12 protein-coding genes and 2 tRNA genes are annotated in these 13,556 nt (G+C 63.0%); 9 read left to right on the forward strand and 5 right to left on the reverse strand.

Annotated features, from left to right (window positions below; translation table 11 throughout):
- The first annotated feature begins 35 nt into the window (after positions 1-35).
- From VGE08_RS18210 to VGE08_RS18225, 4 genes are all read left to right on the forward strand, one after another.
- Entirely contained in the window at positions 36-1,310 is a 1,275-nt protein-coding gene (locus tag VGE08_RS18210) for a PQQ-dependent sugar dehydrogenase (protein WP_414717509.1), read from the forward strand.
- Positions 1,311-1,321: 11 nt separating this feature from the next.
- Positions 1,322-1,486 (forward strand): hypothetical protein, encoded by a 165-nt coding sequence (locus tag VGE08_RS18215; protein WP_331069340.1) that lies wholly within the window; start codon positions 1,322-1,324, stop codon positions 1,484-1,486.
- A gap of 99 nt (positions 1,487-1,585) precedes the next feature.
- Positions 1,586-1,661, forward strand: a tRNA-Gly gene (locus tag VGE08_RS18220).
- Positions 1,662-1,754: 93 nt separating this feature from the next.
- Positions 1,755-1,828, forward strand: a tRNA-Cys gene (locus VGE08_RS18225).
- Between the two features lie 26 nt (positions 1,829-1,854).
- Here VGE08_RS18225 and pgsA read toward each other — a convergent pair.
- The 3 genes from pgsA to VGE08_RS18240 all read right to left on the reverse strand — a co-directional run bounded on the left by pgsA (position 1,855) and on the right by VGE08_RS18240 (position 5,081).
- Positions 1,855-2,451 (reverse strand): CDP-diacylglycerol--glycerol-3-phosphate 3-phosphatidyltransferase, encoded by a 597-nt coding sequence (gene pgsA / locus VGE08_RS18230; protein WP_331069341.1) that lies wholly within the window; start codon positions 2,449-2,451, stop codon positions 1,855-1,857.
- Between the two features lie 22 nt (positions 2,452-2,473).
- A complete protein-coding gene (gene uvrC / locus VGE08_RS18235) occupies positions 2,474-4,294 on the reverse strand; it encodes an excinuclease ABC subunit UvrC (protein ID WP_331069342.1) in 1,821 nt (606 codons plus the stop codon).
- A gap of 67 nt (positions 4,295-4,361) precedes the next feature.
- Entirely contained in the window at positions 4,362-5,081 is a 720-nt protein-coding gene (locus VGE08_RS18240; RefSeq protein ID WP_331069343.1) for a CerR family C-terminal domain-containing protein, read from the reverse strand.
- A 97-nt stretch (positions 5,082-5,178) separates the two neighbouring features.
- Here VGE08_RS18240 and VGE08_RS18245 point away from each other — a divergent pair, with 97 nt between their 5' ends.
- Genes VGE08_RS18245 through VGE08_RS18265 form a run of 5 tightly spaced genes read left to right on the forward strand, consistent with a single transcriptional unit; the run spans position 5,179 to position 11,665 of the window.
- A complete protein-coding gene (locus VGE08_RS18245) occupies positions 5,179-6,201 on the forward strand; it encodes an HlyD family efflux transporter periplasmic adaptor subunit (RefSeq protein WP_331069344.1) in 1,023 nt (340 codons plus the stop codon).
- Positions 6,198-7,961, forward strand: a complete 1,764-nt coding sequence (locus VGE08_RS18250; protein WP_331069345.1) for an ATP-binding cassette domain-containing protein — start codon at positions 6,198-6,200, stop codon at positions 7,959-7,961. Before VGE08_RS18245 ends, VGE08_RS18250 begins: the two co-directional genes overlap by 4 nt.
- Positions 7,958-9,106, forward strand: coding sequence for an ABC transporter permease (locus VGE08_RS18255; RefSeq protein ID WP_331069346.1), 1,149 nt, complete (start codon positions 7,958-7,960; stop codon positions 9,104-9,106). Before VGE08_RS18250 ends, VGE08_RS18255 begins: the two co-directional genes overlap by 4 nt.
- Entirely contained in the window at positions 9,103-10,221 is a 1,119-nt protein-coding gene (locus VGE08_RS18260; RefSeq protein ID WP_331069347.1) for an ABC transporter permease, read from the forward strand. The genes VGE08_RS18255 and VGE08_RS18260 overlap by 4 nt, the downstream gene beginning before the upstream one ends.
- A gap of 7 nt (positions 10,222-10,228) precedes the next feature.
- The gene (locus VGE08_RS18265; protein ID WP_331069348.1) at positions 10,229-11,665 is read left to right on the forward strand and encodes an efflux transporter outer membrane subunit; all 1,437 of its coding nucleotides are present in this window, start codon (positions 10,229-10,231) and stop codon (positions 11,663-11,665) included.
- 16 nt (positions 11,666-11,681) lie between these two features.
- Here the strand turns inward: VGE08_RS18265 and VGE08_RS18270 are convergent, their stop codons facing one another.
- Both VGE08_RS18270 and aceA read right to left on the reverse strand, forming a co-directional pair.
- Positions 11,682-12,329, reverse strand: a complete 648-nt coding sequence (locus tag VGE08_RS18270) for a uracil-DNA glycosylase (protein ID WP_414717510.1) — start codon at positions 12,327-12,329, stop codon at positions 11,682-11,684.
- Positions 12,330-12,551: 222 nt separating this feature from the next.
- Positions 12,552-13,556, reverse strand: a 1,005-nt coding sequence (aceA, locus tag VGE08_RS18275) for an isocitrate lyase (RefSeq protein WP_331069350.1), incomplete at its 5' end; no start/stop codon positions are given.

Genomic DNA, 13,556 nt, shown 5'->3' on the forward strand with positions numbered 1-13,556 from the left:
TCCATCAACGAGACATTGCGAGACATCATATGGATCTGACGCACAAGCATTCATCGTTGCTGAAAGCCGCCGCGACACTGTCGCTGCTTGCACTGTGTGCCGCCTGCTCGCGCGAAGCTGCGCAGACGGCTGCCGATGCCCATGCAGCGGCACCGCCCGCCGCGGCAGCCGATGGCTCACCCTTGGAAACCCGGCCGCCCAATGGCGAAGATTTCAAACCCGCCTTTGCCGGCCAGACCCGCGCGCCGGGCTTGAAGAGCGAGTTCCCAATCGACGTCACGGTGGTTGCGAAGGGACTGAGCGGCGCATGGGCGTTCGAGTTCCTGCCCGACCAGCGCATTCTGGTGACCGAGCGCCAGGGCAACCTGCGCATCATCGACCAGGACGGCAAAGTGTCCGCGCCACTCACCGGTCTGCCCAAGGTGTATTTCGAAGGCCAGGGCGGCTTGCTCGACGTCGCGCTCGATCCGCAGTTCGCCAGCAATCGCACCATCTACTGGACCTATGCCGAGCCTCGTAAAGGCGGCAATGGCACCACGCTCGCCAAGGGCGTGCTGTCCGCAAACGACAGTGCTGTCGAGAACGTTCAAGTCATCTTCCGGCAGATGCCGACCTTTCCCTCCAGGCTGCATTTCGGCTCGCGCATCGTGTTTACGCCGGACGGCAAATTGTTCCTTACGCTCGGCGAGCGCTCCTTGCCCGAAACTCGCGTGCATTCGCAGGATCTGAACAGCCACTTCGGCAAAGTCGTGCGGCTCAATCTCGACGGCAGCGTGCCCGAGGACAATCCGTTCGTCGGCCGCAGCGATGCCAGGCCGGAGATCTGGTCGTACGGTCATCGCAACATCCAGGCCGCAGCGCTGGATCAGCAAGGCAGGCTGTGGACCATCGAGCATGGCCCGCGGGGCGGCGACGAGCTGAATCAACCGCAGCCGGGCTTGAACTACGGCTGGCCGGTGATCACTTACGGCATCGAGTATGGCGGGCCGAAGATCGGCGAAGGCATCACCGCGAAGGCCGGCATGGAACAGCCGGTGTACTACTGGGATCCGGTGATCGCACCCTCGGGCATGATCGTGTACGACGGCAGCATGTTTCCCGAGTGGCGAGGCAATATTTTCGTCGGCGGCCTGACCAGCATGAAGCTGGTCCGCTTGCAGATGCAGGATGGCAAGGTGGTCGGCGAGGAATGGCTGCTGCAGGATCGCGGCAGGCGCATCCGCGACGTGCAACAAGGGCCGGACGGCGCCATCTATGTCGTCACTGAAGCGTCGGACGGCGAGTTGCTGAAGCTCTCGCGACAAAACTGATTCTGAAGCTCGTGCGTGAGCTGCTGCATGCGGATACCGAGTCGTTGACGACGGTGCTCGCCAAACGCAGGCAGGAACTGGCGGCTCATGCCGAGAAGGACGGCGAGGTAGATCCGGCGCCCGCGGTCGACGTGATGTTGGCGTGGCTGCAGAAGATCCTGGCTGGCACGACTTGAATGGCAATTCCCTTCAATAACTGTACGACTCGCCTTGACAGTTTCCGACTCGACCCTAGAATAGCGGCCTCTCGACGGGGCACACCCTTCGGGTCCAAAGCGGGAATAGCTCAGTTGGTAGAGCGCAACCTTGCCAAGGTTGAGGTCGCGAGTTCGAGCCTCGTTTCCCGCTCCAATTTCTTCAGTGTCGCCAGCAACTTAGAACCCCAAACAAGGTTTCGGCGGCAGGCTCGGGAGCTGGGGTTTCGCCACTCCTACCCACTCCTTCGGCTCGGTAGCAAAGTGGTTATGCAGCGGCCTGCAAAGCCGTCTACGCCGGTTCGATTCCGGCCCGAGCCTCCACGATCGAACGGTAATCCCCGCCCGCGCTAGCGCGAGCTCGACCGCATCAGGTCCGGCCAGGCCGCCCGTAGGTAAACGACCATGGACCACAAGGTCAGCGCCGCGGCGGCCACCAGGCAATAAAAGCCCAGCTCGAACGCCGGAATGAACCAGACGTCGTCGCGGAACAGCATCATCGACAGCCCGGTCATCTGGAAAATGGTCTTGATCTTGCCCATGTTGGAGACGGCCACTTTGCCGCGCGCGCCCACTTCGGCCATCCATTCACGCAGCGCCGAAATGGTGATCTCCCGGCCGACGATCACGGTCGCCGTCAACACGATGACGGTATGCGGATTGAACTTGATCAGCTCCAGCATCGGCGGGTCGTAGCTGACCAGCAGGATCAGCGCAATGGCCACCATCAATTTGTCCGCGACCGGATCGAGGAAGGCACCCAGCGCCGAGGTCTGTCCCAGCTTGCGCGCCAGGTAGCCGTCGAGCGAATCGGTAACGGCAGCCAGAATGAACACCCACGCGGTGGCCGCCATGGCCCAGCGTTGCGGCATGTAGAAGAGGATGACCACCAGCGGGATCATGATGATCCGCGCCACGGTCAGGATGTTCGCGATGGGAAAAGTCACCGGGTGGAATTGTAAGGACTTTTCAGCCGTTCGCGTGCAATGTGTCATAGATAGATTGCGCCAGTTTACGACTGATGCCATGAACCTTGGCGAGATCGTCGATTCCCGCCCGGGTGACCCCTTGTAATCCCCCGAACTGCCGCAGGAGTTCCCGCCGTTTGCGCGGGCCGAGGCCGGGCACGGTTTCCAGCACCGATTGCGTCCGCGCTTTGGCGCGCCGCGCACGGTGGCCGGTAATGGCGAACCTGTGCGCTTCGTCGCGCACGCGCTGGATCAAGTGCAGCGCTGGCGAGTCCGGCGGCAACAACGTCGGCAGCTCGTGCCCGGGCAGGAACAGCCGCTCCTGGCCGGGCCGGCGGTCCGCGCCCTTGGCGACGCCCGCGATCAACACATTACTAATATCCAGCTCCTGGAGCACCTCGCTCGCCTGCGCCAGCTGCCCGGGCCCGCCATCGATCAGCAGCACGTCCGGCGTCGGCGCCTCCCCCTTCTTGACCCGGGCATAGCGTCGCGACAACGCCTGTCGCATGGCCCCATAGTCGTCGCCGGGCGCGATGCCTTCGATGTTGAAGCGCCGGTAGTCGCTCTTGAGCGGCCCCTCGGGACCGAACACCACGCAGGACGCGACAGTGCGCTCGCCCATGGTATGGCTGATATCGAAGCATTCGATACGCGCCGGTGGATTGGGAAGGTTGAAGACTTCCTGCATGGCTTGCAGCTGCTCGGTGCTGGTGGCCTCGGTGGCCCGGCGCATCTGCAAGCCGAGCTCGGCGTTGGTGCGCGCCATTTCCAGCCATCGCGCTCGCACCCCTCGCACGTTCGAACGAATCCGCACCGACCTTTGCATGCGCTCGGTCAACGCCTGTTCGAGCGTGTCGCCATCCTCGATCTGCTCGTTGATCAGGATCTCGCCCGGCGCCTCACGCCCCAGGTAGTACTGCGCGAGGAAGCCCGAGAGCAGTTCGCCCGCCTCCGCGATGCCTGGCTTCGGGAAGAAGTTGCTGCTACCCAGGTTGCGACCGCCACGCACGAACACGATGGACACACAGTGATCGCTGCCGTGAGACACGAGCGCGACCGCGTCGATGTCCTCGGTCGCATTTCGCGTCACCGATTGAGTCGAGTGAATCGCTTTGATGCCATTGATCTGATCGCGCAGGCGCGCGGCCTTCTCGAACTCCAGCGCTTGCGACGCCTCCTCCATGCGCCGGGCGAGGTCGTCGATCAGCTCGGCGCCCTTGCCTTCCAGCACCTTGATCGCATCGTTCACGTCCTGGCGATACTCTTCCGGCGAGATCAGGCGCACGCACGGCCCGGAACACCGTTTGATCTGGTGCTGCAGACAGGGCCGCGAGCGATTGGCGAAGAACGTGTCGCTGCAAGGTCGCAGCAGGAACAACTTCTGCAGCAGCAGAATGGTCTCGCGCGTCGCTCTCGCGTTCGGATAAGGCCCGAAGAAGCGCCCCGGCAGCTTGCGACTGCCGCGGTAGAAGCTGATGCGCGGATATTCGTCCTGAGTGGTGACATACAGGTAGGGAAAGCTCTTATCGTCGCGCAGAGTGACGTTGAAGCGCGGCCGATGCCGCTTGATCAGGTTGTACTCGAGCAGCAGCGCCTCGGTTTCCGAGGCGGTCACCGTCACTTCCACGCTGGCCACTTGCGAGACCATCGCCATGGTTTTCGCGGCCTGCGCTTTGCCCACGAAATACGTGGTCAGGCGATTCTTCAGGTTGCGCGCCTTGCCGACGTACAGCACCTCCCCGTCCGCGCCTATCATGCGATAGACACCCGGGCGCTGGCTGACATTGGCCAGGAACAGCTTGGAATCGAACGCCACGCTCATAGCTGCCGCATTTTAGAGGATGAAGCCGGTCAGTGCTGGTCAGGCATTCCAGCCGTGGGACTGCCGCTCACCGCGCTGAACGCTGCAAGCCCTCCGCGACCGATCGCAAGCCGCCGAGCGTGAAGGCGACCATGTGATCGACCAGCTCGTCAGGATCTGCGTGCAGCGCCGGGAATACCTTCTTCTGCCGCTCCGAGCTAACCACGAGCAGGAACACGCACGGGCTCACGATGTTCACGGTCGAGCGAGCCACTGCGGGATGGGTCGCCGGCACGCCGAGGATGTCCGCGATCATTCCCATCACCATCTTCGCCTTGGGGACCACCTGATTCTTCATCATGGCGTCCATGAGCGAGGTGGGCGCGATGAGCTCGCGACCGATCACACGCAGTTCCCACGCGTCGGCCCCGCGCCTGGCGACCTCCACCAGGATTTTGCGTAACAGCAGGCGCAACTTGGCCGCGCTATCGGCGTTGCTTTGGGTGATCTCGGCGACGCTGTCTATGCTCACCAGCCTCGCATGCGCTTCTTCAAGCACGGCGGAGTACAGAGCGTCCTTGCCGCCGAAGTGATAATTGACGGCGGCGATGTTGGCCTCCGCGAGCTCGCAAATCTCCTTGCTGGTGGTAGACAAGTAGCCCCGTTCAGCGAACACGCGCCCGGCGACTTCCAGCAGTTTCTGCCGGGTTTGTGCCCCGTTCTCGCGCCTGGCGGCCCGTGCCGGCGTTCGCCCGGCAGCTGGCCGCTGTTTTGCCGCGCCTCTGCGCGTCGATCGTGGACCCGCCATGTGCTGTCCGATCCCCAGTCCAAAGACATATTGAAATTCAAATTTGATTTTGAATAATATGACGACTGATTGCAACCGCCGCCCCAAGGACGATCCCGTGCCAAGAAAAATCCTGCCGCTCGCCGTCGTCGTGCTGCTCGCCGTGGCTTTGCTGGCTTACTGGGTGCTCGGGCGCGATCGAGATAGCGACGCGATCGAGCTGCAAGGCAATGTCGATCTGCGGCAGATCGAGCTACCTTTCAGCGACAGCGAGCGCATTGCCGAGGTACTGGTCGAAGAAGGTTCGCGCGTGAAGGCCGGCCAGGTGCTGGCCCGTCTGGATACTGGCCGGCTGCTGCCCCGTGTGGCGCAAGCCGAGGCACAAGTGGCCGCGCAGCGCGAGGTGCTACGAAAACTGCGCAACGGCGCGCGTCCCGAGGAAGTTGCACAAGCTCGCGCCGCTTTCGCTGCCGCCAAAGCTGAAGCAGCGAATGCGATGAGTCAATTGCAGCGCCTGCGTAGCATCAGCGAGGAATCCAAAGGCCGCGCCATCAGCCCGCAAGACTTGGAAGCAGCCACTGCAGCTGCGCGCATGAGCGAGGCGCAGGCCGAGAGTGCGGGTAAGGCGCTCGAGCTGACGCTCGCTGGCCCCCGCCAAGAGGAAATCGCTCAAGCGAAAGCGCAACTCGATGCTGCCGAGGCGGCCCTGGCGCTGCTGAAAAAGCAGCTGGCGGATGCGGAGCTCGTCGCGCCCACCGACGGCGTGATTCGCAATCGCCTCATGGAGCCTGGCGAATTGGCGACGCCCCAGCGTCCCGTCTTCGCACTCTCGGTCACCACGCCGAAGTGGGTTCGCGCCTATCTCTCTGAGCTGGAACTGAGTCGTGTCGCGATCGGCGCGCCCGCACGCGTCACCATGGACAGTGCCCCGGATGCTCCCCTGTCGGGCACGGTCGGCTTCATTTCCTCCACGGCGGAGTTCACACCGAAGACCGTGCAGACGCAGGAGTTGCGCACCAGCCTGGTCTATGAAGTGCGCGTGTTCGTCGACGACCCCGACGACAGACTGCGACTGGGCATGCCTGCCACGGTGACCATCGATCCAAACACTCGGCAAGCCCCGCGCGAGTCCGGCAAATGAACGGGGCCGACGAGGATCTCATCGTTCACGGTGAAAGTCTCACCAAGCGCTTCGTACGCCAGAAGAACGAGACGATCACGGCGCTCGAAAACATTTCCTTCGGCGCTCGTCGCGGCGCTTTGACCGCACTCGTCGGTCCGGATGGCGCGGGTAAGACGACGCTGCTGCGCCTGGCCGCCGGACTCATGCAGGCAGATGCCGGCACGCTCACGGTGCTTGGATTGGATGCAGCGAAACAGCCCCAGGCAATTCAGGATCGCATCAGTTACATGCCGCAGCGCTTCGGGTTGTATGAAGACCTGAGCGTGCAGGAGAACCTCGACCTGTACGCCGATCTGCATGGCGTATCGCCCGAGCAACGCGCTGAACGTTATCCGCGGTTGATGGAGATGACGAATCTTGCGCCGTTCATGAAGCGGCTCGCGGGCAACCTTTCCGGCGGCATGAAGCAAAAGCTCGGGTTGGCATGCACTCTGGTTCGCTCGCCGAAACTGTTGTTGCTCGATGAGCCGACAGTCGGCGTCGATCCACTGTCGCGACGTGAGCTTTGGGACATCGTGAGTGGACTCGTGCATGACGAGGGCCTGTCGGTACTCCTCAGCACGTCGTACATGGATGAAGCGGAACGCTGCGCTCATGTAGTGGTGCTGCACGAAGGCAAGGTACTGGCGAGTGGCGCACCGGATGAGCTGCGAGCACGCGCGAATGGACATTCGTTTCTGGCGCTTACCCAGCGCCAGGTGCCCGCACGAAAGCTGCAGGCGGAGCTCATCGATCGCCCCGACGTGATCGACGCGGTGCCCCGAGGCGGTCAAGTGCGCGCTGTCCTGCGTGAGCGCGAATCACTGTCCCTGCCGAATGTGACTTTCGAGCCCACGCCGCCGAATCTGGAAGACAGCTTGATGATGCTGCTGCGACAGGACGCGCATGCGAATGCGATGGCGAACGCGACGCTCGATCTCGGCAAGACAGCGCCGCCGAATGCCTCGGACATCGTCATCGAAGTGCATGATCTCGTCCGCAAGTTCGGCGACTTCACGGCGGTGAACCGCACGAGCTTCGAAGTCAGGCGTGGAGAAGTGTTCGGACTGCTCGGTCCGAACGGCGCGGGCAAGACGACCACCTTTCGCATGCTGTGTGGCCTGCTGCCCGCGACGTCGGGAACGCTGAAGGTCGCTGGCGCCGACCTGCGACGTGCACGCGCCGAGGCCCGGCAGAATATCGGCTACGTGGCGCAGAAGTTCTCGCTGTACGGCGACATCAGCGTGCTCGAGAACCTGCAATTCTTCGCGGGCGCATACGGGTTGCGCAATTCCCGTGCGGCCGGGCGCATTGAGTGGGCGTTGCAAAGCTTCGACCTCGAGCAGCGCGCAAGCGCAACGGCAGGCTCACTGCCCGGTGGCTTTCAGCGCCGTCTGGCGATGGCCGCCGCCCTGCTCCACGAACCCGCCATCGTTTTCCTGGACGAACCGACCAGCGGCGCGGACCCGCTGGCACGACGGGAGTTCTGGAAGCGCATCGGCTCGCTGGCCGATCAAGGTACGACCATCGTGGTCACGACGCATTTCATGGAAGAAGCCGAATACTGCGATCGCATCATGATCCAGGATGCCGGCACCATGCTGGCCATCGGCACGCCCGAAGAGGTGCGCATGCACGCCGGTTCCGCTGGTGAGCCGGCGCGCTCGATGGAAGAAGCTTTCATCGGCATCGTCGAGCGCGCACGAGAACAGGCGCAGCGGCAGGAGCACGCCGCATGAGTGCCGAGCACGCTGACACACATCGGCTGTCCTGGAGGCGATTGCGCGCGCTGACCCTGAAAGAGACGCGTCAGTTGCTCCGTGACAAAAGCAACCTGATGGTTGGTCTGTTCCTGCCCGTGGTGCTGATCCTCGTGTTCGGTTATGGATTGTCGTTCGACATCAAGAACGCGCCCGTGGCCATCGTCTCGCAAGACACATCGCCCACGGCCCGAGATGTGGTCGCCGGCTTCCACCTGTCGCCCTACTTCACCGTGACCACACTGCATTCGATGGACGAGGCGCACCGCATGATGCGTAGTGGGGAGGTCGAAATCATCGTCTATCTGCAGTCCGACTTCTCCCGGCGGCTCGCGGCCGGCAACGCAACGATTCAGGTGCTCGTCAACGGCGTGGATGCGGCCCGTGCGCGCATGCTGGAAGGCTTCGCGCAGGGCGCGATTGCACAGTGGAGCACGAAACGCGCCGCGGCCGGCGAAGGCAGCGCAATGCTCACGCCCGCGGTAAGACTCGAAACCCGGCTGTGGTTCAACGAGGCGAATACCAGCACGTACTTTCTCGTGCCCGGCCTCATCGTCCTGATCATGACCTTGAACGGCTCGCTGCTGACCTCGCTGGTGATGGCGCGCGAGTGGGAGCGAGGCACGCTCGAGTCGCTGTTCGTCACGCCCATCCATACCGGGGAGCTGATCGCCTCCAAGCTCATTCCCTACTTCGGCGTTGGCCTGGCGGGGCTGGCGATGTGCCTGCTGGCGGGAAAATTCCTGTTCTTCGTACCCATCCGCGGCTCGCTGCTGCTGATCGTGTTGATCTCGATGCTCTACCTGGTGGTGTCGCTGAGCCTGGGACTGCTGATCTCCGCCGCCACCAAGAACCAGTTTCTCGCCTCGCAAATCGCGTTGATCACCAGTTTCCTGCCCGCGCTGATGTTGTCGGGTTTCATCTTCGACCTGCGCAGCGTGCCGTTTGTAGTGCGCGCAGTCGGGTCGGTACTGCCACCCACGTACTATGTCGAGGCGCTGCAAACCCTGTTTCTCGCCGGCAATGTGCGCGGCCTGCTCATCAAGGACACCGCCATATTGCTGATAGCAGCGATCGTGCTGTTGGTACTGATCCGCAAGAATACGAAGAAACAGCTCGCATGAAGGCAACGCTGCATCGAATCGCGATCCTGATCCGCAAGGAGCTGATCGCCGTGCTGAAGGATCCGCTCAGCCGGATCGTGCTGGTGATGCCGATCGTTCTGCAGTCGCTGCTGTTCGGCTATGCGGCCACGTTCGATCTGGACGAGGTGCCCTACGCGCTACTGGATACCGATCGCAGTCATGCCTCCAGTCAGTTCGTGGCCTTGATCGATGGCTCGGGGGTATTCGTGCGGGTGATGAACCTGCGCAACGCGAGCGAGATCAGCGAGACGATCGGCAAGAAGCGCGCGCTGATGGTGATTCATCTGCCGGCCAACTTCGAGCGCGACATCGAGTCCGGCCGCGGCGGCGTCGTGCAAGTCATCGCTGACGGTCGCAACTCGAACACCGGCAACACCGCAGCCGCCTATGTCACTGCCGCGGTCGAGCGCTTCAACATGCAGTGGAACGAGCGGCGCGGCGGACAGCCGCCCGCCCTGAGAATCGAGAGCCGCGCCTGGTACAACCCCAATCTGGAAACGCGCTGGGCCATGATTCCCAGCCTGGTCGGAGCGCTCAGTATGCTCCAGGTGCTGATGCTCGCCGCCCTGTCGGTGGCCCGGGAACGCGAACAAGGTACATTCGATCAGTTGCTGGTCACCCCGTTGCGACCTACGGAAATCATGGTTGGCAAGGCGGTACCGCCGATCCTGATTGGATTGGGGCAGTCCACCATCGTTCTGGTGCTGTCGCGGCTCTGGTTCGGCATTCCCTTTCAGGGTTCGCTGTTCACGCTCTATGTAGCGCTCGCGCTGTTCACGACCGCGGCCGTGGGCATCGGTCTGGCGCTTTCGGCATTCTCCAAGACCATGCAGCAGGCCATGCTGTACACGTTCGTACTGTTGATGCCGATGATGCTGCTGTCGGGCCTGACCACGGCGATCAGCAACATGCCGCAGGCCATGCAATACCTCACCTACGCCAATCCGCTGCGCTATGCGATCGACATGGTGCGCCGTGTGTATCTCGAAGGAGCGAGCTTCGGTTATCTCTACCACGACATGTGGCCGCTGGTGGTCATCGCGCTGATCACCTTGCCTACCGCCGTGTGGTTGTTCAGACACCGTCTCGTATAGGTACGTCATGCGAAACAACCTTTGGATCATTCTGGGTTCTGCTCTGCTTGGCGCGTGCGCCGTCGGCCCCGATTTCGAGGCGCCGCCACCTGCCCTGCCGCCGCAATGGCGCGACGTGGCAGTCACGCAGGACGCAGCGGAGCAACAGTGGTGGAAACAGTTCGGCGACGCGACACTCGATAACCTCGTCGAACGCTCACTATCGAGCAATGCGGATGTGCAGATCGCGATGCTGCGCGTCGCTCGGAGCCGGATACTGCGCAATGCCGAGTCCAGCGCTCGCTGGCCTGACGTGAATGCCAGCGGTGCCTATCAACGCGAACGGCAAAGCGAGCACGGTACCGCTACGCGAATGATTGACTTGATCGCCCCTCCAGGAAGCCGTGACGAGATCGTCTCCTTGCTCAGCGAACCCTTCAGCGTTTACCAGGGCGGCTTCGACGTGGGCTGGGAATTGGACTTGTGGGGCCGCGTTCGCCGCTCGATCGAAGCAGCCGACGCCAGCCTGCGCATGAGCCAGGAGGATTTGCACGATGCGCAGCTATCTCTCATTGGCGAAGTCGTGCGCGGCTACCTGGAGTTGCGCGGTGTTCAGGAACAACTACGCATTGCCACCGCCGATGCAACTGCGAGCGCGGATCTGGTCGAGCTCACCGAGTATCGCGTCAAAGGCGGTATCGTCGATGAGCTGGATCTGGCCACTCAGCGCGCCCGTCTCGCCGATGCGCGCTCGAGCATTCCTCAATTGAAGCAACAAGAAGCGCAACTGCTCAGCGCGCTCGCGGTGCTGCTGAACGAGCAGCCCGGATCGCTGGATGAGCAGCTCGCCGCTACGACATCGACGTTAACCCTGCCCTCGACAATCGCCGGCGGCGTGCCTTCGGAGATCGCGCGGCGGCGTCCCGACATTCAACGCGCCGAAGCCCAGTTGCATGCCGCAACGGCGGAGATCGGCGTCGCCGTGGCGGACCTGTATCCCCGCATCACGCTCTCGGGCAGCTTCGTGCAGCAATCGCTGAACGCATCCGACTTCACCGAATGGGGCTCACGGCAGTGGTCCATCGGACCGAGCCTCAGTCTGCCCATCTTCGATGGCGGCCGGCGCCGGGCGGTCGTCGAGGTTCGTAAGCTCGATCAACAGCACGCGGCCATTGCCTATCAACAAACGGTGCTGCGCGCATGGCACGAGATAGAGACCGCGTTGAGCGGCTACAGCGCCGAGCGTGAACGCAATGCCGAGCTTGCCACTGCGCTGGCCGCGAGCCGCGACGCCTATGACATCGCCCGCATCCGTTACAACCACGGAATGATCAACTACCTCGCCGAGCTCGATGCGCGACGCACGTTACTGCAAACCGAGCGCGCCTACAGCCGGAGCAACACGCAGCTCGGCACGCAGTTGGTGGCGGTTTACAAGGCACTCGGGGGCGGCTGGCCGAACTGAGGCCCGCCCCTCATTGTCATTGCGACACGAGCTTGCGCGCTCGTGCGAACACCGCTTCGAACATCTCCTCGGTGAGCCGTCTCGTGTTGGTGTTGTAGCGGCTGCAGTGATACGAGTCGATCAACGTTTGTCCGCCCGGCAGCTTGAACTCGGCGGCATGCCCGAACTTGTATTCGCCAACCTTCAGGCCGAGCGCGCGCAAGCAGGCGTTGTGCCCGATCGAGCCCAAGGCGAGCAGCACTGCGTTCTTCGGCGCGATCGCGAGCTCGGCCTGCAAATAGCGATTGCAAGTCGTGATCTCGATCGGCAGCGGCTTATTGTCGGGCGGCACGCATTTGACGGAGTTGGTGATGCGGGCGCCGAGCAGCTTCAAACCGTCGTTGCGATGAACGGATTCCGGCTTGTTTGCGAAGCCGTATTTGTAAAGCGTCTTGTATAGCAGCTCACCTGCGTAGTCGCCGGTGAAGGGACGCCCGGTCGCGTTGGCGCCATGAAATCCCGGCGCCAGCCCCACGATGATGAGTCGCGCCCGGCGATCGCCGAATGGCGCCACCGGGGCACAGTAGTAGTCGGGATGCTGCTTGCGCCCTTCCTCCAGAAACGCGACCAGGCGAGGACAATCGGTGCAGGTTCGATCGAAGACCACACCGTCGGACGGCCACAAGCCATTGCCCGCCTCATCGTCGCCAAGCGCGACCTGTTGAACGGAATTGCGCTTGGTGGTGCGCGGGATGGCGATAGGCTCGGCAGGCGCTTTGCCAGCGGGCTTGCGGGCGGATGACTTGCTCATCCGCCCATTCTAATCGGTCAGAGGGACTGCAGGCCTCCCGCCACTTCCTGCTCGTGCTGTGGCACCTGGAGCGGGCGGGAGGCCTGCATGTTCAGATCAAGAAACCTTGTGGAACTGTTCTTCCTCGGTCGAGCCCTTCATCGCGGTCACGGACGACTGACCGGCAGTGACGGTCTGAGTCACGTCGTCGAAGTAGCCCGCGCCCACTTCGCGCTGGTGCTTGGTGGCGGTGTAGCCATCCTTCTCCGCCGCGAATTCCGCCTCCTGCAACTGCACGTAGGCGGCCATCTGCGTTTCCTTGTAGCCCTTGGCGAGCTGGAACATGGAGTAATTCAGCGCATGGAAGCCCGCCAGCGTGATGAACTGGAACTTGTAGCCCATCGCGCCGAGCTCGCGCTGGAACTTCGCGATCGTCGCTTCGTCGAGGTTCTTCTTCCAGTTGAACGACGGCGAGCAGTTGTACGCCAGCATCTTGCCCGGGAACTGCTTGTGGATCGCATCGGCGAACGCACGCGCGAAGTTCAGGTCGGGCGTGCCGGTCTCGCACCAGATGAGGTCGGCGTACGGCGCGTAGGCCAGGCCGCGCGAGATGGCCTGCTCGAGGCCGTTCTTCGTACGGAAGAAGCCCTCGACCGTGCGCTCGCCCGTGAGGAATGCGCGGTCGTTCTCGTCGACGTCGGAGGTGACGAGGTCGGCCGCTTCGGCATCGGTACGCGCGAGCAGAATCGTCGGCACGCCGCAGACGTCGGCCGCCAGTCGCGCAGCGACGAGCTTCGACACCGCCTCGCGCGTCGGCACGAGCACCTTGCCGCCCATGTGCCCGCATTTCTTCACCGACGCGAGCTGGTCCTCGAAGTGCACGCCCGAGGCGCCGGCGTCGATCATCGACTTCATCAGTTCGAACGCGTTCAACACGCCGCCGAAACCCGCTTCCGCGTCGGCGACGATGGGTGCGAAGTAGTCGACGAAGTCGGCATCGCTCGGGTTCTTGCCTTCCATCCACTGGATCTGGTCGGCGCGCGTGAGCGTGTTGTTGATCCGGCGCACGACGGCGGGAACCGAGTTCGCCGGGTACAGCGACTGGTCGGGGTACATCTCGCC

Source organism: Steroidobacter sp. (assembly GCF_036406195.1).
In the GTDB taxonomy this organism is placed as follows: domain Bacteria; phylum Pseudomonadota; class Gammaproteobacteria; order Steroidobacterales; family Steroidobacteraceae; genus Steroidobacter.